19 protein-coding genes and 1 pseudogene are annotated in these 21,348 nt (G+C 45.8%); 15 read left to right on the forward strand and 5 right to left on the reverse strand.

Features of this window, described 5'->3' with window-relative positions; genetic code table 11:
- Positions 1-51: 51 nt before the first annotated feature.
- Positions 52-531, reverse strand: coding sequence for a GAF domain-containing protein (locus tag NSQ55_RS02975; RefSeq protein WP_036676791.1), 480 nt, complete (start codon positions 529-531; stop codon positions 52-54).
- Positions 532-759: 228 nt separating this feature from the next.
- Between NSQ55_RS02975 and NSQ55_RS02980 the strand changes: the two genes are divergently transcribed.
- From NSQ55_RS02980 to NSQ55_RS02990, 3 genes are all read left to right on the forward strand, one after another.
- Positions 760-1,041, forward strand: coding sequence for a hypothetical protein (locus tag NSQ55_RS02980; protein WP_036676794.1), 282 nt, complete (start codon positions 760-762; stop codon positions 1,039-1,041).
- A 184-nt stretch (positions 1,042-1,225) separates the two neighbouring features.
- Positions 1,226-1,780, forward strand: a complete 555-nt coding sequence (locus NSQ55_RS02985; protein ID WP_076186279.1) for a GNAT family protein — start codon at positions 1,226-1,228, stop codon at positions 1,778-1,780.
- Positions 1,781-1,810: 30 nt separating this feature from the next.
- Positions 1,811-3,319, forward strand: a complete 1,509-nt coding sequence (locus NSQ55_RS02990; RefSeq protein ID WP_076186281.1) for an MDR family MFS transporter — start codon at positions 1,811-1,813, stop codon at positions 3,317-3,319.
- A 908-nt stretch (positions 3,320-4,227) separates the two neighbouring features.
- On the opposite strand, the gene NSQ55_RS02995 is transcribed toward NSQ55_RS02990, so the two are convergent.
- Entirely contained in the window at positions 4,228-4,695 is a 468-nt protein-coding gene (locus NSQ55_RS02995; RefSeq protein ID WP_036676802.1) for a MarR family transcriptional regulator, read from the reverse strand.
- Between the two features lie 349 nt (positions 4,696-5,044).
- Between NSQ55_RS02995 and NSQ55_RS03000 the strand changes: the two genes are divergently transcribed.
- The 3 genes from NSQ55_RS03000 to NSQ55_RS03010 all read left to right on the forward strand — a co-directional run bounded on the left by NSQ55_RS03000 (position 5,045) and on the right by NSQ55_RS03010 (position 8,545).
- The gene (locus NSQ55_RS03000; protein WP_339171101.1) at positions 5,045-6,388 is read left to right on the forward strand and encodes an MFS transporter; all 1,344 of its coding nucleotides are present in this window, start codon (positions 5,045-5,047) and stop codon (positions 6,386-6,388) included.
- A gap of 160 nt (positions 6,389-6,548) precedes the next feature.
- Complete coding sequence (locus NSQ55_RS03005) at positions 6,549-7,289, forward strand: ABC transporter ATP-binding protein (RefSeq protein WP_036676805.1); 741 nt, start codon at positions 6,549-6,551, stop codon at positions 7,287-7,289.
- Positions 7,268-8,545, forward strand: coding sequence for an ABC transporter permease (locus NSQ55_RS03010; protein ID WP_339171105.1), 1,278 nt, complete (start codon positions 7,268-7,270; stop codon positions 8,543-8,545). The genes NSQ55_RS03005 and NSQ55_RS03010 overlap by 22 nt, the downstream gene beginning before the upstream one ends.
- A gap of 448 nt (positions 8,546-8,993) precedes the next feature.
- Here the strand turns inward: NSQ55_RS03010 and NSQ55_RS03015 are convergent, their stop codons facing one another.
- Positions 8,994-10,262: an NAD(P)/FAD-dependent oxidoreductase gene (locus NSQ55_RS03015; protein WP_339171108.1), complete on the reverse strand. Its 1,269-nt coding sequence runs from the start codon at positions 10,260-10,262 to the stop codon at positions 8,994-8,996.
- A gap of 394 nt (positions 10,263-10,656) precedes the next feature.
- On the opposite strand from NSQ55_RS03015, the gene NSQ55_RS03020 reads away from it, so the two are divergent.
- From NSQ55_RS03020 to nadE, 3 genes are all read left to right on the forward strand, one after another.
- Complete coding sequence (locus NSQ55_RS03020) at positions 10,657-12,159, forward strand: ATP-binding protein (protein ID WP_081393520.1); 1,503 nt, start codon at positions 10,657-10,659, stop codon at positions 12,157-12,159.
- Between the two features lie 120 nt (positions 12,160-12,279).
- Entirely contained in the window at positions 12,280-12,714 is a 435-nt protein-coding gene (locus tag NSQ55_RS03025; protein ID WP_036676813.1) for a BrxA/BrxB family bacilliredoxin, read from the forward strand.
- Positions 12,715-12,882: 168 nt separating this feature from the next.
- Positions 12,883-13,692: an ammonia-dependent NAD(+) synthetase gene (gene nadE, locus NSQ55_RS03030; protein ID WP_280753254.1), complete on the forward strand. Its 810-nt coding sequence runs from the start codon at positions 12,883-12,885 to the stop codon at positions 13,690-13,692.
- A gap of 95 nt (positions 13,693-13,787) precedes the next feature.
- On the opposite strand, the gene NSQ55_RS03035 is transcribed toward nadE, so the two are convergent.
- The gene (locus tag NSQ55_RS03035) at positions 13,788-14,615 is read right to left on the reverse strand and encodes an alpha/beta fold hydrolase (RefSeq protein ID WP_036676817.1); all 828 of its coding nucleotides are present in this window, start codon (positions 14,613-14,615) and stop codon (positions 13,788-13,790) included.
- A gap of 209 nt (positions 14,616-14,824) precedes the next feature.
- Between NSQ55_RS03035 and acpS the strand changes: the two genes are divergently transcribed.
- Together acpS and mutY are read left to right on the forward strand one after the other, a co-directional pair.
- A complete protein-coding gene (acpS, locus tag NSQ55_RS03040) occupies positions 14,825-15,223 on the forward strand; it encodes a holo-ACP synthase (RefSeq protein WP_076124398.1) in 399 nt (132 codons plus the stop codon).
- A gap of 37 nt (positions 15,224-15,260) precedes the next feature.
- Positions 15,261-16,544: an A/G-specific adenine glycosylase gene (gene mutY / locus NSQ55_RS03045; protein WP_076124396.1), complete on the forward strand. Its 1,284-nt coding sequence runs from the start codon at positions 15,261-15,263 to the stop codon at positions 16,542-16,544.
- Between the two features lie 862 nt (positions 16,545-17,406).
- Here mutY and NSQ55_RS03050 read toward each other — a convergent pair.
- Positions 17,407-18,015 carry a superoxide dismutase gene (locus NSQ55_RS03050; protein WP_036676820.1) on the reverse strand — a complete coding sequence of 203 codons (609 nt, stop codon included), beginning with the start codon at positions 18,013-18,015 and terminating at the stop codon, positions 17,407-17,409.
- Positions 18,016-18,497: 482 nt separating this feature from the next.
- On the opposite strand from NSQ55_RS03050, the gene NSQ55_RS03055 reads away from it, so the two are divergent.
- The 4 genes and pseudogenes from NSQ55_RS03055 to NSQ55_RS03070 all read left to right on the forward strand — a co-directional run bounded on the left by NSQ55_RS03055 (position 18,498) and on the right by NSQ55_RS03070 (position 21,329).
- Positions 18,498-18,917 carry a GNAT family N-acetyltransferase gene (locus NSQ55_RS03055; protein ID WP_036676822.1) on the forward strand — a complete coding sequence of 140 codons (420 nt, stop codon included), beginning with the start codon at positions 18,498-18,500 and terminating at the stop codon, positions 18,915-18,917.
- A gap of 190 nt (positions 18,918-19,107) precedes the next feature.
- Positions 19,108-19,716, forward strand: coding sequence for a signal peptidase I (gene lepB, locus NSQ55_RS03060; protein WP_076101394.1), 609 nt, complete (start codon positions 19,108-19,110; stop codon positions 19,714-19,716).
- A gap of 35 nt (positions 19,717-19,751) precedes the next feature.
- Positions 19,752-20,906, forward strand: a pseudogene (queG, locus tag NSQ55_RS03065) (tRNA epoxyqueuosine(34) reductase QueG); the annotation flags it as partial.
- A gap of 171 nt (positions 20,907-21,077) precedes the next feature.
- The gene (locus tag NSQ55_RS03070; protein WP_036676828.1) at positions 21,078-21,329 is read left to right on the forward strand and encodes a YneF family protein; all 252 of its coding nucleotides are present in this window, start codon (positions 21,078-21,080) and stop codon (positions 21,327-21,329) included.
- The last annotated feature ends 19 nt before the right edge of the window (positions 21,330-21,348 follow it).

Genomic DNA, 21,348 nt, shown 5'->3' on the forward strand with positions numbered 1-21,348 from the left:
TTCCTACAAATGAGACAGCCTATTTCTTATGCTCTATAGGGCAGAGCTGCTTTAGATAACTTCCGATACCAGGGCTGCGAACCGCTCCAGGAACCGGCGTTCCTCATCATCAAAACGATCTTTCAGCGGACTGTCGATATCGAGTACGCCAAGCAAACGATCATCCTTGATCAGCGGGACAACAATTTCGCTGTTTGAAGCGGCGTCACAGGCGATATGTCCCGGGAATGCATGCACATCTCCAACTACTAACGTGCGTCGTTCCGCAGCAGCCGTTCCGCAGACTCCACGAGACAACGGGATGCGGATGCAGGCAGGAAGACCTTGGAAAGGCCCGAGCACAAGCTCCTTGCCATCAAATAAATAAAAACCGGCCCAATTCGTATCCGGCATAGCGTGTTTAAGCAGTGCCGAAGCATTGGCCAGGTTGGCCGTAGCACTTGGTTCGTCCTTTACTAATGCTTCTAGTTGGATTAGAACCGCTTCAAACTGCTCGTTGCGTGTTCCATCGTAAGGCATAGCTTGAAACATGAAGCATCACCTTCCTGTACTTTAAATTCAAATATGAACTCATAACTGTAATTATCAACATAGTACAGCTAGACATAATACGTCAAGCGACAATACCAATCTGTAACAATATGGAATGTTCCTTGAAGTCCATGAAATGCGGAACAGCCACAATAATGTTTCCGGGGATCGGTCAGAGGGTAATGCTAGTATAAATACCGAAGGCTATATAGCCGGAAGAGGTGGAATATGCGCGCTGATGTACAGAACTTGTTCATAGGAATTCATATGCTTTATTGTGCACGGGATAAAGATGTGACGATCTCAGAGATGCTGCTCGGACTTGAAGATCTGGGGTATCGTGTAGGAGAACGCGAAGTGAAACAGGAATTGGAAAAGCTGACACTGGACAACTTTCTGACTGCCCATACCGAAGGGTACAGTATTACGGGGACTGGAATTGAAGAGTTCAAGGATATTCGAGCCAAACTTCAGGTGTTATGCAGTGAAGTTATTCATGAAGCGGAATGAAATCATTGTAGTTAAGTTTAATAAAAAGCGTCTGTATTTAGGGAGTGTTTGCTCCCTGTTGCAGACGTCTTTTTACGTTAACGCGTAGAATTTGTTCTTTTCAATGTTAAAGAATTTAGAACTTTTATCTTAAGGATATACTCTTGAATGATGTATAATTGATAAGTTGAAGGGGGGCAGAGACTTGTACATCTGCAATGGAGTGATACCCACACTGGTCGGCAGTAGAGTGAAGCTGTGTGCTATGACTACTGAACATGCTTCAGCATTGTATCAGATCTGGTCTCATCCAGAGGTCACCCGCTGGCTGGGGGCTCCAGCATTATCCTCTATCGAAGAGACTGAGCAACTGATTGCATTTTTATCACAGATGGCTCAGGAAGAGGACAGCTTACGCTGGAGTATTGTAGGACCCGGAGGTGAAGTTATAGGGAGCTGCGGGTATAACTATTGGCAGTTACAGGGAGCTTACCGCGGGGAAATTGGCTGCGATCTGGCGCCTGCCTTATGGGGGCTTGGATATATGAAAGAAGCGCTTGGTTTAGTGCTCAACTTCGGCTTCAATAGGATGGGGCTGAATCGGATAGAAGCGCTGTGTCATCCTGATAATAATCGTGCGGAGAGGCTGGTTCAAACGCTCGGCTTTCAGAAGGAAGGTATACTGCGTCAATATCGTCAGACCCCTTCCGGCTTTCAGGATGTGACTCTGCATGCGCTTCTGCGTGGGGAATGGCAATGATTTGATTACATAAAGAGAGGGTTTGGAACATTGAAGTCAACAGGGGATTTAGAACGTAAATTAATACTGATAGGGGTGCTGCTAGCTACCTTTCTGGCTGCGATTGAAGGAACGGTAACAGGACCAGCGGGTCCAGCTATCGTAGGTGAATTTCAGGGAATGCAGTGGCTTAGCTGGATATTCACTTCTTATTTGCTGGCAATGGCTATTACTACTCCTATTTTCGGCAAAATCAGTGACCTCTTTGGACGCAAGCCTGTGTTCATGTGGGGGGCAGCTGTTTTTTTATTAGGCTCATTATTATGCGGTATTTCGCAAAGTATGGAACAGCTGATCCTGTTCCGGGCAATACAGGGGATTGGCGCGGGTGCGCTCATTCCAATGACCTTTACCATTATCGGGGATATTTACAGTATTGAAGAGAGAGCGAAGACACAAGGATTACTTAGCTCTGTATGGGGGATTTCCTCTTTGGTAGGCCCTCTTCTTGGAGGATATGTTGTAGATTACCTAAGCTGGCGCTGGGTATTTGTCTTTAATCTGCCATTTGGTTTACTAGCAATGGTATTTATTGCCCGTTATTTGAAGGAAGAAAAGGTACGCCGGAAAGCACAAATTGATGTGGCAGGGGTGCTGCTATTCGCTGCTGGTATGGGCGCATTACTCTTCGGTCTCTCCACAGGAGGACAGAATCTGGAGTGGACATCCCCACTGCTAATTGCAACTCTAATTGTGGCTGTTATCCTGCTAGTCTTATTTTTCTTTGTGGAGCGTCGTGCTCCTGAACCTATGTTGCCGCTGGGTCTATTCTCGAACCGCAACATAGCGGTGTCTACTGGGGCTAACCTGCTGGTAAGCACATTAATTATTGGGCTTTCTACGTATGTGCCATTATGGGTGCAGGGTGTATCCGGAAAAAGCGCCGCCATCTCAGGTTTGCTACTGGCGCCGATGTCGGTAGGCTGGATGTTTGGTTCGATCGCCGGAGGGCGGATGATTCTAAAAGCGGGTTCGCGTCGAACCGCAATGCTTGGATTGATTATGATCGCTGCCGGGGCTATTGGTCTGGCTTTCTTAACAGGGGAGTCTTCACAGCTGCTGCTCTTATGCTTGATGCTGGTCTGTGGAGTTGGCTTTGGGTATTCTTCTACAGTCTTTACGATTATCGCGCAGTCCTCTGTTGCGTATGAGCAACGGGGAGCATCTACAGCGCTTAATGCGTTCACGCGTTCTTTAGGACAGACTGTTGGGGTGGCTATTTTTGGTTCCTGGCTGAACTTGAATATTGATAAGCTGTTAAGAAAACAACCAGATTCAAACATCTCAGGAGATGATATTAATAAGCTGCTTGGATCACATGCAGGAACCAACCTGTCTGGGGAAGTATCAAACAGTCTGCGTGATGCCCTTGAAGGTGGTCTTCATTCATTATTTATCGTAATGGCAGTTTTCGCTGTTTTGTCGCTGATAATTTCCTGGGGTTTGCGCAAGGGTGTGCCTTCAGTAGAGGATGCTTCATCGTCCTTGAAAAAGGCATAACTTATTAGGTAGATAGCGTGTTAAAGTGGTTGAACCATACGAATTAACTCCCTGGAGTGGCGCATGGAATGACGCAGGGACTGACCGACGGTGTGGCATATGGAATGACGCATGGACTAACGGACGGAGTATCACATGGAATAACGGATGGGTGGCACGCCAGATTGATGTAACCTCTAGAGTAGAGCGTCGATGGAAGCAGTGGAAGCAGTCGTTAGACATATTTAGTTGTATTTCGTACAACTATAATCCTGTCGGTAACTCTTCAATAGATATATAGCTGTATTTAGTGCATCTATTTTCTTGATTTACTCGCCTAGGGGTACTTTTTCTGGTTTTTAATTGTACAGAATACACTTAAAGTTAGAATAATCCGATTTGCATACGAAATAGCTGTATAGAATGCAGTTATTCCTTTAGTTACTGCTCAGGTTCCCATCAAGATCGGGCGCTGAAAATATAGCGGGTTATATCAAAAGTGGATTTTACTGAGAGTGGTAGTTACGGTCAGCTAGAAGGGACGTCCAATCGGAAGTGTGTTCGCCAAGTCCAATCGGAAGCGTGCACGACAAGTCCAATCGGAAGTGTGCACGCAAGTCCTGCCGAATAAGGATGATGATGATCCGAGGTTTGCCAAAAGCGGACCTCAAAGTCCGTCTTCGGCATCGACTTACTGCCCTAACTGATCAGTTCCCAACTAATGTTCGGCTAACGGAGGCTGTAAAAAGGCACTCGAATTTTGCTCAGAGGGGTCATAAGGACTTATATCATCTGCTCAAGTAAGCCGCCGCAGAACAAAAAAACCAATAGGCGATTCTCAAATAAATCGGAGAATCGCCTATTGGTTTTCTTTTTAACATTAACAGAAATCAATAACAGCTTGTCTAAAACACATAAATAAGCGACTCTTACTTACGAGGAAGAGGGGATAGCTTCTCAGCTTGTAGACCCATCTTTTTGAGCAGAACAATCATTTGTTCCTTCTCATCATCATTCAGACCGCTGAAAGCAAGATGCAGGCGTTCTGAATATTTCGGATACATCTCATTCATGAGACGTTCACCTTCCGTAGTCAGCTCCGCAAAAATCACACGGCGGTCGCTCGGACAAGGCTTACGCTGCAAATAGCCGCGTTCCTCAAGCTTATCGATTACGTAAGTAACGTTGCCGCTTTGCAGCAGCAGCTTGGCGCCAATTTGTTGAATGGGTTGTGGTCCCTTATAATACAACACTTCCATAACGGCAAAGGCAGTCGGATTAAAACCTTCAATTTTGCTGCCGGTAACAGCATGTTCATTAATGCTCTTAAAAGACTTGGCAAATACCCGGTACAAATGTAGTGTTAATTGCGTATCACGTTCGTAAGATTGTATCATGCTTCTCCACCCTCTATCGTTAATCATGTGTGAACTCATCGCACAGTTTGCAATCAATAGTCATTAGTGCACGGGTTACCTGTGCAACGAACCTTGAGATAACCTTAGAATACGTGAAAGAGCGAATGAAGAACATGTGATTTGTCACAATGAGCACACTTTTAATTATTAAAAATCAAACAATTTTTTGAATGCGATAAAAACGAAGGTTTTTTTGATTTCAGTCTTTGAAAGGATAAGAATTTCAGTCTTAGGTTCAAGCGCTATTTACGCCTCCAGACGGATGATTGATGTTCTCCAATATTTTACTATTACTTCATCGAGAAATAGTAACGGGGAGTGAAGTAAGATGGAGGAACGGCTGGCTCATGATTCAAAAGAAGGAAAGCTGACGGCGAATAAGCCCTTTATGCTGCTTATTGCCGCACAGCTTGTATCGAATGTGGGAGACTGGTTGCATATCCTAGCACTACTGACAATGGTAGGTTTTAAATGGAATGCTACACCGTGGGAAATTACGGCTATATCTTTATGTATGGCTGTGCCGTTGCTCTTAGGAGGGCCATTTGCAGGTTATTTAAGTGATCGTTTTAACCGCAAGGCGTTGATGATTGGTTCGGATCTAGCTCGTGCCGGAATCGTTGTTTGTTTGGTATTTGCAGGTTCTCTCTGGCAGGTATATGTCCTGCTGGTGGCTAAAGGGATCATGGATGTACTCTTTTCACCAGCCAAAAGCGGAAAGCTCAAGGAGCTTGTCCCTGCGGCCCAGATGGATAAAGCCATGGCGCTTAGCTCATCTATTGAACAAATAACCAAAATTGTAGGTCCTGCTCTAGGTGGACTGCTGGTTGCCGCATTTGGTATTGCCGCTTGTTATGTGATTGACTCGGCTACCTTCATTTTATCGGCGGTCATCTTAATAGGACTGCCGCGTGCGGCTGCACTGAAGAAAGATGCAGCAGAGGATAACACAGGGGAGAATGGTGCTCGGAAGTCTTTTCGCCAAGAAATGTCGGCGGGTCTGCAGGTGATCGTGGGAATGCCAGTAGTACTTTGCGGGATTGCTATGCTGGTACTAGTGCTGCTAATGCTGCAAATTGGTGATTCGCAGATTGTAACGTTATTCCGGGAAATTCCGGGTGTGAACGGTGATCTGCTGGGTTGGTGTGTGGCAGCCAGTGGTCTTGGCACCTTACTGTCAGCCCTGCTTGTAAGCCGTATAGGCAGTGGTAAACATACGCTCGTCTTCATGGGATTGGGAGCTGTAATTATGGGGGTTGTTTTCTCAAGTGCAGGAATTGTAACTGCCCACGGTCAGGCTGGATTATGGATGAACATCGCTTTATTTGGTTCTTTTATGTTTGCTGGTGTGGGAGCAGGCCTTGCGTTCATTCCCTTCAATTCTATGCTGCAACAGCGGACCCCTGCGGAATACACGGGCCGTGTATTTGGAACTATAGGCAGTCTAACAAGTGCGGCTGTTATCTTGGGACCTGTGGCCGGTGGGGCTTTAGTTACAGCGTCAGGACCTGTCCCGGCTTTCATTCTCTCTGGTTTGCTTACAGCCCTGCTCGGAGTGTTACTGTTAATGCTGCGTGGTAAAGTCGAGCGTAGAGATGAAGCGGCAATTAAACGTGAAGAAGAAATTTCAGCAACAAATAACCTAGAGCTTCTCGGACAGACCTCTCTTTAATGGGAGGTTTCTTTTTTAAATAGGAGAGTAGTTCTCTGAGCTGTGAAAAAATCAGTTTGCTTCCTTGGAGAAAGTATATATAGTACGATTAGAGAAGCTATCTTTCTGGGTTGGAATTTCGATAATAATATTCATTAGAAATATTTAGGAGTTGGCGAATATGGAGAATGTAGAAATAACAGGGGATACCGAGAGCGACGAAGAGATTGTACTCGATGTTGAGATCGATGAAGCAGGCTATGAAGCAGGTGCCCCGTGCATATTCGATATTTCATTTCAGGTGCGGCGTGGACAGCTGCTCGGACTGATCGGACCAAACGGTGCGGGAAAAAGTACTACAATCAAAACACTGCTCGGTTTGCTTAAGAATACCAAAGCTAAGGTCTCCTTTAATGGAGTTAATAAATCCTATGCTTATGTACCGGAGCAGCCGGTGTTTTATGAGGACTTGACCTTATGGGAGCACTTAGATTTGGCTGCTGCTGCTTATGGACTAAAATATGAGCAGTTTCAAGAAACGGCGGAGAGGTTACTGAAGCAGTTCGGCATGAATCATGTCCGTGATGATCTTCCAGCTGGTTTCTCTAAGGGTATGAAACAGAAAATGATGCTGATGCTTGGCTTTTTGGTACAGCCGGATGTTTATATTGTGGACGAGCCTTTTATCGGCTTGGATCCTCGGGCTACTAAAGATTTCCTGCGACTGCTGGAAGCGGAGCGGCAGCGCGGAGCTGGTGTATTAATGTCTACGCATGTATTGGATACTGCTGAGAAAATTTGCGATGATTTTGTGCTGATCTCGGGTGGCAGGGTTGCCGCTGCTGGAACGCTCGAAGATATACGTGATTATGCTGGGTTGCCGGAGGCGTCGTTGTTTGATTGCTTCGACGAACTGACATGAGTAAGCAGAAGCAGCGAGGGTTTGCTTTTCCTACCTCCAAAAAGCTATTCTGGCGGCGATTATTTTCTCATTGGCGTGAGCAATCTGCTATTATTCGTACGGCTGCCGATTGGACTGTGCTGTTATATATACTGATTCCCGGGGGATTTCTGGGAGGACGGTTATATTACGGGTTCTGGAACGAGGCATTGCCAGCTTGGAGTGCAGATTTGCCGTTTATGCTGATTCCTTCATTATTTGTGCTCCTGCTCTGTAGAGGGGGACTGGTGCTATTATTGCAGGAAGGCGATCTATTATTTCTAAGACAACGGCAGCGATGGATAAATACGATCATGTTCCGCGGGTTGCTGTACAGCCTGATCGTAACATCGTTGAAGTTCTGTGCAGCTTTTGTGCTGTTATTACCTTTTCTGGTTCGGGGGTATGGAATGCTGTCATCCGAGGTATGGGCGCTGTTCGCTCTGACTCTGGCATGTAGCTGGTGCGTTAAATTACTTGGGCATATTGTAAAAGTACAAAAGCAAGGCTGGCGGCGCTGGCTGTGGCTGATTCTGGCCATCTCCGTTCCTTGTGGGATTTATTTCCGTGCAGCTACGTTTTGGAACAACAGTCCAGTTTTTATGCTGCTGATTGCAGCACTCTTTGCAGTCGTAGCGGTAATCGCTCTTCAGCGGCGTATAGTGATGCGTGGGACGTTCATGAACGATGTGCGTGAAGATTATAAGCAGCGGATGAAAATAGCGGCCCTATTACTCCGCGGCGTACTGGATAAGCCACGTCCGACCCGCCATAAGCCGTGGATTTTCCGGAAATCACAGCCTTTGCTAAAATCAAAAACTGCCGAGAGCCGTTTCTCTGCGGCAGCGATTAAGGCCCTTGTACGGAATCCTGCCCATTTAAAGCTCTACTTATCGTTTACTGCTGTGTCCCTTCTAGCGATATTTATCATTCCATCAGGGTTCAAATGGCTGGGCTTTATAGTTTTAGTTTCTCTCATGACCAATTGGCTGTTGTCGTTCTGGTCGTTATTCGTGGGAGATGATTACATCGGAATTCTGCCGTTTACAAAGGAACAAAAAGCCGAAGCGGGGCTGCGTGCGGTCCCTATCTTACTGCTTCCTTTTTCAATCATTTGTTCTGCGCTGATCTGTATTTCCTTATATGGATGGTTTGGGATTATCCTGTTCATCCCGCTAGGCTATATCGTTGCACTGTTTAGCTCTAGAATATTTGGAACATTTCGCTTAGCGAAATAAAGATATAAATAGAACGGAAGAGTGCCCCATAAGCCGTGAAAAGGCTGCTGGAGCACTCTTCTTTTGTTGTCTTGATTCGATCTATTGTGCGCACGTACGTACGAGGTACCTAGCTAGCCTATGGGACACAGCTGCCCCTAAACATACTATTTTTCCACTTTTGGGATGCTAACGGACTCCATAGTTCTATTGCCATGAAAAACACCCTATATGAGCCTCGTTATAATGAATAGCGTCGTTGGAGTCCGAAACACTGCCCATAAGGTGATAAATTCGCCAATAACGTCATCTGGGTCCGAAGCCGCAGTAGCTGATTAGGACAGACGCTCCACATAGCAGCTGAGGAACCCAAAACAGAGGAGCGATTCTCCAATTAATGAGAGAATCGCGCAGACCGCCATTTTCAAAGTAGTAAGCTGCTTGGAGGATATTCACGTTGCATTAGAGATTATCCCAGTCGAATGTCAGCAGCGTGCTTGCCTGCTGTATATCCTGTTGAGAAGGCCGCTGTTATATTGTAGCCTCCTGTATAGCCATGGATATCGAGTACCTCGCCGCAGAAGAATAACCCCGGCATAAGCTTCGATTCCATTCTTTTGGGATCGATCTCCTTCAGGTTTACCCCGCCCCCGGTAACAAAGGCCTCGGATAGGGAACGGGTGCCATGCACATAAACCGGCATGCGTTTCAAAATCCCAGCTAATAGAAGCAATCCATTCTTGGAGACGTGATGACCGGTTATATCCTCATCTAAGTCAGCTTTAGTCAGCAAGAGGGGGATGAGACGCTCTGGCAACAGCCCTTTTAGCGAATTGCGGATTGCTTTCTTAGGTTCCTGATCCAGCTTATCCTGCAACATTGATTCTACTTCCTGTGTGTTCAGATCAGGGAAGAGATCAATGGACATCTCCACCGTATCTGTGCCGGATTTACGTTGGACCTGTCTCAGAAATTGGCTGCACCGCAGTGCAATGGGCCCTGATAATCCAAAATGGGTGAATATCATATCTCCTCGATGAGAGATGACCTTCTTTCCTTTAGGATTCCACACAGTGAGGGCTACATCACGTAGCGACAGGCCTTGCAGCTCGCCGGACTTAATCCATTCTTCCCGTGAAAGAATCGGCACCTCTGTCGGAAACAGCTCGGTGATCGTGTGCCCTGCGGCTTCTGCCCAAGGGTAGCCATCTCCAGTGGAGCCGGTCTGTGGTACAGACTTGCCTCCGGTGGCGATGATAACAGCAGTGCAGGCGATCGTCTTGCCCGAGCTCAGCTGGACTCCCTTAACAGCCCCTTCGTTATAGATTATTCTTGAGACGGGACTGTCGGTCATAATCTGCACGCCTAGACTCCGTACTTTGCTAATTAAGGCAGATACGACACTAGAGGCCTTATCGGAAACGGGAAACATCCGCCCGTTATCTTCTTCTTTTAATGCAATGCCTAAACCTTCAAAAAAGGCGATGATATCCTGGTTATTAAAATGGTCGAAGGCACTATACAAAAAACGCCCGTTTCCTGGAATATGGGCGATTAGCTCGTCTCTTTCCTTGACGTTGGTAACATTGCATCGTCCGCCACCGGATATTCCGAGCTTTCGGCCTAGTTTTGCTCCCTTGTCGATTAGCAGAACGGATGCCCCGTGTTCTGCAGCGGCCACGCTTGCCATTAGACCCGAAGGGCCGCCCCCAATGACGATCACATCGTAATTGCTCATGAAATTTTACTCCTTTACATGTTAAGACACGGAAGCGATTTCCGCGGGTATTCCTAACGGAATCATACCATTCTGATTCACATGTAACCAGTCTTGTCCAATCATTAGGTGATTATCGTTGTCAGGAGAGTAATCCTGTGCTTTAATCTAAGCATGTAGGGTAATTTGTCCATTTTGGGGTGTGATTGTAATTATTGGTGCGGTTAAGGATATCTTATTGCAAATATCGGCAGCATGCTCCTTTCTTTTTCTTTTTCAATGGTGGGTGGACCGTAGATTTGTGACTCGGAAAAAGGGGAAGCTCCCAAATGATCAGACCTTTTTAATTTTGGCGTGTACGTTTAGTCTTATCCTGTGCTCTCTTCTTTCGACAACTCTGTTTGGTGTAGCCTATTTGAATTTAGGATTAATCCCTGCGTATATTGGTATTTTATATGGAACTACCCGTTCGGGCATTTTGCTGTCCATTTTCTTGCTTATCTGCAATGTAATCATTGCGGAGCCTACAGGAATCAGTAACGTGATATTGAATTCAGGGGTTTTATTATATCCGCTGCTGTTTGGACTGGCCAAACCTTTTAAGAAAGGTACAGTAGTTGAGAAGATCGGTATGTTATGGATGATTCTTTGTCCAAGCATGCTATTTATTGCGTTAGTCCCGATTATAGGCGGGGAAAATATATATGAATCAAATTCCGTGCAAGCATTTCTGATTACGGTATATCTGTTTTTCACCATCGCTTTAGGTGGTGTTTTTGTATATTTTGTTGAGATGGTTAGAAGTAGATTGCGGGATAAAGTACAAATGGAGAGTATCAGTGAAAGTTTCCAGTGGGAGTCCGAGAAGCTACAGCAGATTACCAATGTAGTCCCTCTGAGTATTATGTCTCTGGATGAACACGGAGTTGTAACTGATCTTAATGATTGTATGTTAGGAATGATGAGGACTCATTATCCCAATTTGCGAAAAGAGGATATTATTGACGAACCGGTAAAAAAGTTTTTTCACAGCTCAGTGGATACACAGGCATATATGCGGGTAAGTGATAATATCCGCTCTAAACGGCGTTCCAGTGAAAAAATGATTCATGAGTCGCGCATCTATCAGATTTATTCAGCGCCGTTAATGCATAAGAGCTCAGGGGTAACAAGTGGTGCTGTAATTATTGTGCAGGATATGACCAATGAGGAAAAACTACGTGTAGAGCTGGATCATGTGGAACGTTTGAGCTTGGTCGGGCAGATGGCTGCTGGAATTACCCATGAGATTCGTAATCCTATGGCGGTAGTTCGGGGTTTTTTGCAGCTGATGAGAGAAAAGAGTGCTCAAGAATTGGATTCTTATTATCAGATTGTGATGGAAGAGCTGGACCGCGCTAATAGTATTATTAATGATTTTTTATCCTTGGCACAGAGCCGGGTTTCTGATAAAGAGAAGGTGCTGCTGCACCATATTATAGAAGAAGTTAGTCCATTGCTGTGGGCTGATGCTAATCTTCGCGGTCAAAGTGTGGAACTGAAGCTGAGCCCATCACTGCATGAATTGGAGCTAAATGTCCGGGAAATCAAGCAGCTTATTCTCAATTTAGGACGTAATGGTATGGAGGCTATGGGACCCAAGGGGGTGCTGACGCTGGAGACACGCAGTACTCATGATAAAGTGGAGTTGATTGTCACCGATAGCGGTGTTGGTATGTCAGAAAGTCAACGCGAGAAGCTGTTTTTACCCTTTTTTACGACGAAAATTCAGGGAACAGGTCTAGGCTTATCCTTGTGTCTTAGTATTGTGGAGCGGCATAACGGTAAAATAAATGTAGAGTCCGTAGAAGGAGAGGGTACGGTATTTACGATCTCCTTCCCACTGGATAAGGAGGAACCCAGCGGGGTTCGCTCTTAGATTGAATCACCCTCTACAGCATCTCTTGCTTTCACAGAGTATGAATGTATAATAAAGTTAGTAAGTACTGCTGTAATATTATCTGACAAACAGTTGAAAAGTGAAGGAGAGTGCAGAGAAATGTCCATGTCTTTTAATCAATATATGAGAGATTCAATTCAGCCTATGCGTGATGACCTGACAAGTATCGGGTTTCAGGAGCTTATGACTCCAGAAGAGGTGGAAGCTACTCTTCCAACCGCAAAAGGAACATCGCTTGTAGTCGTAAATTCGGTCTGTGGTTGTGCTGCTGGACAATGTCGTCCAGGTGTAGCTCAGGCTTTGCAAAATGAAATCACTCCGGATCACTTGTTCACAGTGTTTGCAGGTCAAGAGAAAGAAGCTACTGCTAAAGCACGTGAATATTTTGCTCCTTATCCGCCATCCTCACCTTCCATCGCACTGATGAAGGATGGAGAACTCGTTCACTTTATTGAACGTCATGGCGTAGAAGATCGTTCGGCTGCTGAAATTGCTGCTGAATTGAAAGAAGTCTTCAATCGTTTGTGCCAGTAAAAACAGTTATTCCATATAATCTCGCATCAGCCGGCAAATCGGCTGCATGCGGGATTTTTCAAAATATAAGAGCAATAATGGGATAGAATATGCTTAGAAGCATGAGCTTCGTTTGGGTGGATATTTTGATGGATATGGAACCATTTCTGATGGAACGAGGTGTGTTTGGTGAGTTTACAGAAGGAAATTATTGCGGATCTTGGCGTGAAGCCAACGATTGATGTAGAGGTTGAGGCACGCAAACGGGTTGATTTCTTAAAGTCGTACGTGCTGAACGCAGGGGCTAAAGGATTATTGATCGCCATTAGTGGTGGAGTGGACAGTGCGGTAGCCGCGGGTCTTTGTAAACAGGCTACGGACGAGCTGACGGCAGAAAAAGGCACAGAGTATATGACGCTTGGAGTATTCCAGCCTTATGGGGTTCAGGAAGATATCGAGCACAGCTATGATGTTGCCAAAGCTTTTAATCTGACTCATACTGTGGAGACCAACATTGAGGAAGCGGTAAATGAAATTGCCCTTGAAGTTGAGCATGGTCTGAAATCAATAGGCCAACACCGCCATATGACGCATCAAGGCAAAGGAAATGTTAAAGCCAGAACACGTATGGTTATGCAATATGCACTCGCTTTTGAGAACAATCTGATTGTAGTAGGAACGGATCATGCTTCTGAAGCGATTACCGGCTTCTACACGAAGTGGGGCGATGGCGCTGTAGATATTACACCACTATCCACACTTAATAAACGTCAGGTACGTCAATTGGCTGCACATATCGGTGTGCCTGCGGATATTGTCACAAAAGCACCTACGGCGGGCTTATGGCCGGGTCAGACGGATGAAACCGAGCTGGGCATTACTTATGACGATAACAGCGACTATCTGGAAGGTAAACAGGTTAATCCTGAAGTAGCTGAGAAGCTTGAGAATTATTACCGGAGAACGGCACATAAGCGTAATGTTATTCCGGGGATTTAGAATAGGTTGAACTAGAAATCGCCACGGGTCTGCGTAGCAGCAGAGCTCGTGGCGGTTTTTGTGAGTTGGATAGCTGGATAGACTAAGAAGAATAATTATTCTGTAAGCGTAAGTGTCTGATCGATAAAATTAGTTGTCGCAGCAATCGCGAGCTCTAATTGCGGAGTCGTGCCAGCAAAAGGGTGCACAGTGTTGAACGTATGATTACCCTCAGGAACCTGCACCCAGCTAATATCTGGCCGAAGTTTAATGAGATGCTCAGATCCTTGGCGGAGATGTACTCCATCTTGACTGCCTTGAATAAGGACAACTGGGAAGGACGCTTTCTGTATGCGTTCAAGGATGTTATAGCGTTCTTTGTTGTTCTCCATGTCTTCTAAAATTACAGCATCCAGCGGCATTTGTTGGCCAGTACGTCCATTAAGGACATAGGTTCTTCCTGTTTCCTTCATCTGCTGCTTTTGTTCTTCCGTCAGCAAATCGAGTTTCGTAACCCCGTTCCAGGAGATTACTCCGCTGATCTCATTGGGATGATCAAGCGTGTAGACCAAACAAATTCCCCCTCCGAGACTGTGGCCGAGAAGGAATAAGGGCAGGCTGCCGAATTTCGGGTGTTGGCTAAGATAGGACAACAGGATTTCCATGTCCTTTAAGCTGCGGCGATAGGTGTTGCGGGCGAACTTCTCAAGCTCAGTGAAATGCAGCAGATCTTCCCCGATGCCAGCATGAGAGAAGTTAAAAGTAATTACTTCATGCTCTTGGCTGAGAGTTGTGGCTATGTAAGGAAACATTCCCCAATCTTTAAAACCTTTGTAGCCATGGGCTATAACTATAACGCTTTTGGCTTTGCCTTGGGCTGGGAAGTGTGAGCAGCGGAGAACAGCTCCGTCTCCGGCAGGTATTTCAAAATTACGATGATTCATAGGGTAATCCCCTCTCCATATATAAAAATGAAGTAAATCAGCTAGTCTATCGTGAAGTCGCTGGATAGTCTTATTAGACTTAGAGCGCATTTTCTTTTAAGATAGCAGAAAGAATCTTGCAGGACTATTACTTTTAATAATACTTCATATGATTGATCATACCATTATTGAAGCAAAATGGGATACACGTCCATAAGGAGCGTGAAGTGTTGATTTACGGAATCGGACATGATGTGTTAGAAATTGAACGAATCTCAGAGGTAATAAATAGAGGACTGGGTAAGAAATTTAACCAGCGCGTCTTAACAGAGCAAGAATATCAACTTGCTGAAGAGCGAAGCGGGAGGTTGGCTGAGTTCGTAGCCGGGCGTTTTGCTGCCAAGGAAGCAGTTGTGAAGGCTTTAGGCTGTGGCATCGGCAATGTAGTTGGGTTTCAGGATATTGAGATATTGCCTGATGCTAAAGGAAAACCAGAGGTAACTTTATCGTGTGAAGCTTGGAGCAGACTAGATCTGCCAAATGGACAGAGGTACACCATTCATCTTACGATAACACATGGCCGTGATTTGGCTTCGGCTTTTGCTGTCGTGGAAGGGCCAGGTTCATAAATTGAACCCTGATTATAGAAGGGCAAGGAGCGTTATAATGACACAACAAGATCTACAAGTTCAAGACGAACAGGAGCTGCGGGAGGCTAAGCAATATTTCAGCTATCATTTGCTGGAGTGGTATCAAGGGCAGAAACGGGATTTGCCTTGGCGTCGGCACCGCAATCCTTATTATATTTGGATTTCTGAAATAATGCTGCAGCAGACAAGGGTGGATACGGTAATCCCGTATTTCAATCGGTTTATCGAAAGGTTTCCTACCGTGGAGTCGCTCGCCGATGCACCAGAAGAGGACGTGCTTAAGTGCTGGGAAGGCTTAGGTTATTATTCTCGTGCTCGCAATATACAGCATGCGGCCAAACAGGTCAAAGAGCTGTATGGCGGGCAGGTGCCCAATGATCGCGAGGCCGTCTTCAGTTTAAAGGGAGTGGGACCTTATACGGCAGGGGCTATCCTTAGCATTGCGTTCAATCGGCCGGAGCCAGCGGTCGACGGCAATGTGATGCGGGTGTTGTCCCGATACTTCCTGATAGAGGATGATATCGCCAAGGGACCCACCCGCGTAAAGATGGAGCGCCTGGCAGCTGAACTGATCCCGGAGGGGGAAGCGGCATCTTTTAATCAGGCGCTGATGGAGCTCGGGGCGCTCGTATGCACTCCTAAATCACCGCGCTGCTTAACCTGCCCGGTGATGGAGCATTGCGCCGCGCGCCTGGCGGGCTGCGAGACCTCGCTGCCCGTCAAGACCAAGGCCAAGCCGCCGCGCCCTGAGGAGCGGCTGGCGGCTTTGATTGAGGGCCGCGGTGCCCACGCGGGCCAAGTGCTCATCCGGCAGCGGCCACAAAGCGGGCTGTTAGCCCGCATGTGGGAGCTGCCGCACTGGCCGGCACCGCCTGTGGAAGGCGGCGCCAAAGGCGCGCGGCTGCCGGAAGCGGCGGCGCTGGACCGGCTGCGCCGGTCACTGCGGGAGGCCGGGATCTCTGCCCGGCCTGAGAAGCACTGGATGGCTGCTGAGCATATCTTCAGCCATATCGTGTGGACGCTGCAGGTGTACCGCTGCAGCGAAGAGGACGCCCTTCCGCTGCCGATAGCGGCAGAAGGACGGGCGGTGTACAACGCGGATGCGGACTTATTCTCGGGGATCGACAGCAGCATGCCTATCGAGAGATTTGAGGACGGGACCGCTAGTCCAGAGGATGGCGGAGCAGTGCGCTGGATCAGCCGCGAAGACATGGCTAACTATGCGTTCCCTAACGTTTTTCTGAAGCTACTGAACCTTTATTTTGATGAGCAGGAAGAGCGGGCGAAGCTAGAGAAGTAGAAGATTCGCCGTGTTGCGTTGCTAAAGTGCTAAATGTACAAAACGTGAGTATGATGTATGCACCAAAGCATGGTCGTATGCACCAAAGCATGGTCGTATGCACCAAAGCATGGTCGTATGCACCAAAGCATGGTCGTACGCGCCTAAGTAGGGTCGTATGCGCCTAAGTAGGGTCAAATGCACCTAAGTATGGTCATATGCGCCTAAATAGGGTCATATGCACCTAAGTATGGTCGTATGCGCCTAAGTAGGGTCGTATGCTTCAGTCTCTTCGTAGCAAATATTTGTTTATTTGTTTCAGATTAGTTCAGTCTTGTTCCAACTAAATTCTTCTGGTGTTCTATGGCTACGAGAGTGGTAAAGACTTAATTAGGGAATTTTTCCCTAAAAATAGGTCGATTTGGCTTGTAATTGATCATTTTAGGGAAAACCTCCCTAATAATTAGGAAAATATCGGTTTTATGCCCAAAACGGATGATTTTTAGGGAGTATTTCCCTAATTACTCGTGTTTATGGAGTATATCGCAGAATTTTAGGGAGTTATTCCCTAATCTATTGCTCAGCGACTCCAAACGCAGATTCTCGTAAGCCGAGTATAGATTTATTGCGATTTATTCCGATTTATTCTCATCTATACCGATCTATTTCGATCTATACCGATCCAGTTGCATCCATTTAAGCGACGCAAGCGGCGTGAAATGCGGTGTCTGGGAGGATCTGAATCAATCAATCAATCAGTCAATCTCTGTCTTTATCTTTATCTCTCTATATCTCCAACCTAAACAAAGAAGGTATCCCTTAGCCTATTCGGCTCTGAGATACCTTCTTTTTTAGTTAAATGGCATAAGCCAAATGGAATTTCTTATTTTGCGCTTTCGTAACGTTTGCCAACTTCTTCCCAGTTTACTACGTTCCAGAACGCTTTGATGTAATCAGGGCGTTTGTTTTGGTAGTTCAGGTAGTAAGCGTGCTCCCATACATCCAGTCCGAGGATTGGAGTAGCGCCTTCGCTGATTGGGTTGTCTTGGTTAGGTGTGCTTGTTACTGCCAGTTTGCCATCTTTAACAACTAGCCAAGCCCAGCCGCTGCCGAAACGAGTAGTTGCTGCTGCTGCGAAATCTTCTTTGAATTTTTCGAATCCGCCCAGTTCTTTATCGATAGCTTCAGCCAATGCGCCAGTTGGTGCGCCGCCGCCGTTTGGTCCGATAACTTCCCAGAACAAAGTGTGGTTAGCGTGTCCGCCACCATTGTTGCGAACAGCAGTACGGATAGCTTCAGGTACAGCGTTCAGATCTGTAAGAAGCTCTTCAATGCTTTTGCTTTGCAATTCAGGTGCTTTTTCCAAAGCTGCATTCAGATTAGTTACATATGTGTTATGGTGTCTGTCATGGTGAATTTCCATCGTCAATGCGTCGATGTGTGGTTCGAGTGCGTTGTTCGGATAAGGAAGTGCCGGTAATTGAAATGCCATGGAAAAATCCCTCCTGAGTTATATTAGAATTTTGTTATAGATAAAGAATTCTGGCGAACTAACGTCAAAATCCTTTATTGTAAATATGTACTATAGGGTTTCGCCCAATAGGATACTTTAATTAAACCGTATCTAGACCAATAATGCAACACTAAACAAACATAAATGTTTATAAAGTATAATTGGAGAGGGAAAGGGTTTTACAATTGTATTTAGAATGTTAAAATAAATAGTCCCTAACCTATAGACATATATCCTTATTAATACCCTTTTAATGAAGAAATGAACCCCATCCGAAATGTAAACGCTTGATATTAAGCGCTTTCAAAAGAAAAATGATGATATCACGAGAAAAGTGTGCTTTAATAGATTTAAAAGCAGGTATTCCTCGATATTTGATGCTTTTTTTTATTTTCTCTATGTTAAGGGAACCCCTTCTTTTTGTTAAATTCATAAGCCATAGACAAGGGAGATTTTAAAGAATGCACGTTCGTTCCTTTCAATTAAGCGACGTTAGCCCTGTGACTGATTTGCTGCAAACCGCATTATCGGAAGAGTGTTTCGAGAACACTATCGAGCCTTTCTCCAGGCAGCTTTCTTGGGATTCAGATCTCATTGTAGTTGCGGAAGATGAAGAAGAAATTGTTGGAGCACTGATTGGTACAATTGAGAAAAACCACGGTTGTTATTTCCGGATTGCTGTACATCCTGATTATCGCCGCAGAGGAGTCGGTAGAAGTCTGGTATCAGCTATGGAATCCAGGTTTCAAGCTCGTAAAGTCAGTGGTATCTATGTAGCCGTCGATGAGCATAATTCTTTTGCTTTGCCATTGTATGAAGCTATGGGATATAGCGAGAATCAAATCTTTAAATCTGTCCGGAAGCTGAGCATTGTTGGGTAATTTTGATCACTCAGCTGCGAAAGCGGAAACATTTTCTAGAAAAAAGAACTATAGCTGACGATATAGTCTGTTTCATTCATACTCGAGCGTATTTTCCAGAAGTCCATTGCTAATGGCTGGGAGATATGCTTTTTTATTGTTATAATATCTGCAAGTATAGACTTCAATTATTGAGAACAGAGGTGACATATTGAATCAGGAGCCCCAAGTAGATTACACGAGAAATAGGAAACAAAGACATAGATCCTCCAGATCCAAGACTACCCTGGGCGGTCGTTTGGTCTCGGAAATGAAGGATTGGCTGCTTACAGCTGTGATTGTTTTTGCTGTGATGTCTGTTCTTAATGTTTTTGTGTTCAATATATCAACGGTTAAAGGTCAGTCTATGCAGCCAACGCTCTGGGAGGGTGAGAGGCTCTTCATTAATAAAATTTCATTGCTCTTCGTAAATCCAAAACATGGTGATGTTGTCATTCTTCATGATCCAAGTACCGGACCTAGTCATAAGGAGTATTTAGTGAAGCGAGTGATTGGCATACCTGGAGATATCATAGAGGTACGGAATCATCAGTTATACGTGAATGGAAAAATAGTGAATGAGCCCTATATCGATACTGAGATTGAAGATCCGGATTTTGCAGCGTTAACCGTGGAAAGTGGCAATTATTTTGTAATGGGCGATAACCGTCATGCTTCAGCCAGCAAGGACAGCCGTTACTTCGGCTCTATTTCACAGGATATGATTGTCGGCAGGGCTGATTATATATGGTGGCCTCTGTCAAAACTGAATAGATTATAAGAAAGTCAGCGAAGATATGAAAGGAGAAGGCGGAAATGACCAATACATTTCAGTCATCGTATGCTCCCCCGCCTTCCAAGTGGGCACAGCTTAAAGCAGAGATTCAGGAGGCTGCGACATCACTCGGTATTGATGATATCGGGTTTACAACAGCAGAACCTTTTTTATATTTAAAAAATATACTGCAAGACCACCGGGACAAAGGATATGAATCTGGCTTCGAGGAACCCGATCTGGATAAAAGGACAGTTCCAGCATTGTCTTCTGGAGACAAACCGTTATCTATTATTTCGATTGCAGTGGCTTACCCTTCTAAAATGGAGAACCCTCCTAAATCTGAGCCGGGTGCACGTAGAGGCATCCTCGCCCGGGCATCTTGGGGCAGGGATTATCACCATGTACTGAGGGAAGCCTTAAGTAAGCTAGAGGAATTTATTCACGAGCGTGTACCAGAGGCTGTGCTGGAAAGTATGGTGGACACTGGTGTTCTAGTAGATAGAGCGGTAGCGGAAAGAGCGGGAATAGGCTTCAGCGGCAAAAACTGTTCTATCATCTCGCCCAAATGGGGATCTTGGATTTATCTTGGGGAAATGGTTACGAACATTCCTTTTGCTCCGGATGAACCTGTTGAAGAAGGCTGCGGGGAGTGTACCAAGTGTATTGATGCTTGTCCGACCGGAGCGCTGGTGGGTCCGGGTCAGCTTAACGCACAGGCTTGTATTTCTTTTTTGACGCAGACTAAAGGGTTCCTCAGCGAGGAGTATATGACCAAGATCGGCAATCGTCTATACGGCTGTGATACTTGCCAGATTGTATGTCCCAAGAATAGAGGTAAGAACTGGAATCATCGCCCTCAGATGCAACCTGATCCTGAAATTGTGAAGCCGCTGCTGCTGCCGATCCTTGATCTTAGCAATCGTGAGTTCAAAGAGAAATTCGGCAATAGCTCAGCAGCCTGGAGAGGCAAAAAGCCGATGCAGCGAAATGCGATCATTGCCCTAGGCAATTTTAAGGAAGCCGGGGCTGTGCCAAAGCTATCAGAGATTGTTCTGAAAGAGCCGCGGCCAGAGATGCGGGGCACTGCTGCTTGGGCGCTTGGACGTATTGGCGGTGATGAGGCTCTAGCGGCTGTAGAAGCGGGTTTAGAGCGCGAGGAGGATAGCACGGTGAGGGAAATGCTAAGCCGGGCGCAGGATGTGCTCCTTACTGGGAAGAAGGCACGAGAGGACAGCGATATTAATGGAGGAAAAAGTTCATAGACAGGTTGCATATTGCCAATTGCTGTCCAGTTCCTGAAATGCTATGATAGATTCGCGTGCCATATGGCGATGCAGACAATAGAGTGTAGAGGTGGGCTTTAGATGAGTATCGCATTACCTATTATTACATTGGTCGTAGGTCTCATCGGTGGTTTTTTCATCGGTGTATATTATCTGCGCAAACAAATGACAAACATGCAGAATGATCCTGAAATGCTGCAAAAGGTTGCAAAGCAAATGGGTTATAACCTGAACGGGAAGCAAATGCAGCGTGCCCAGCAAATGATGAAGACTCAGGGACAGCCAGGTGCGCGCCCAGGAGCAGCTAAAGGGAATAAACGTAGAAGTAAGTAACCGGGTCCGGATAACATGT

Origin of the sequence: Paenibacillus sp. FSL H7-0943, assembly GCF_037963265.1 — a bacterium.
GTDB lineage: Bacteria > Bacillota > Bacilli > Paenibacillales > Paenibacillaceae > Paenibacillus_AQ > Paenibacillus_AQ odorifer.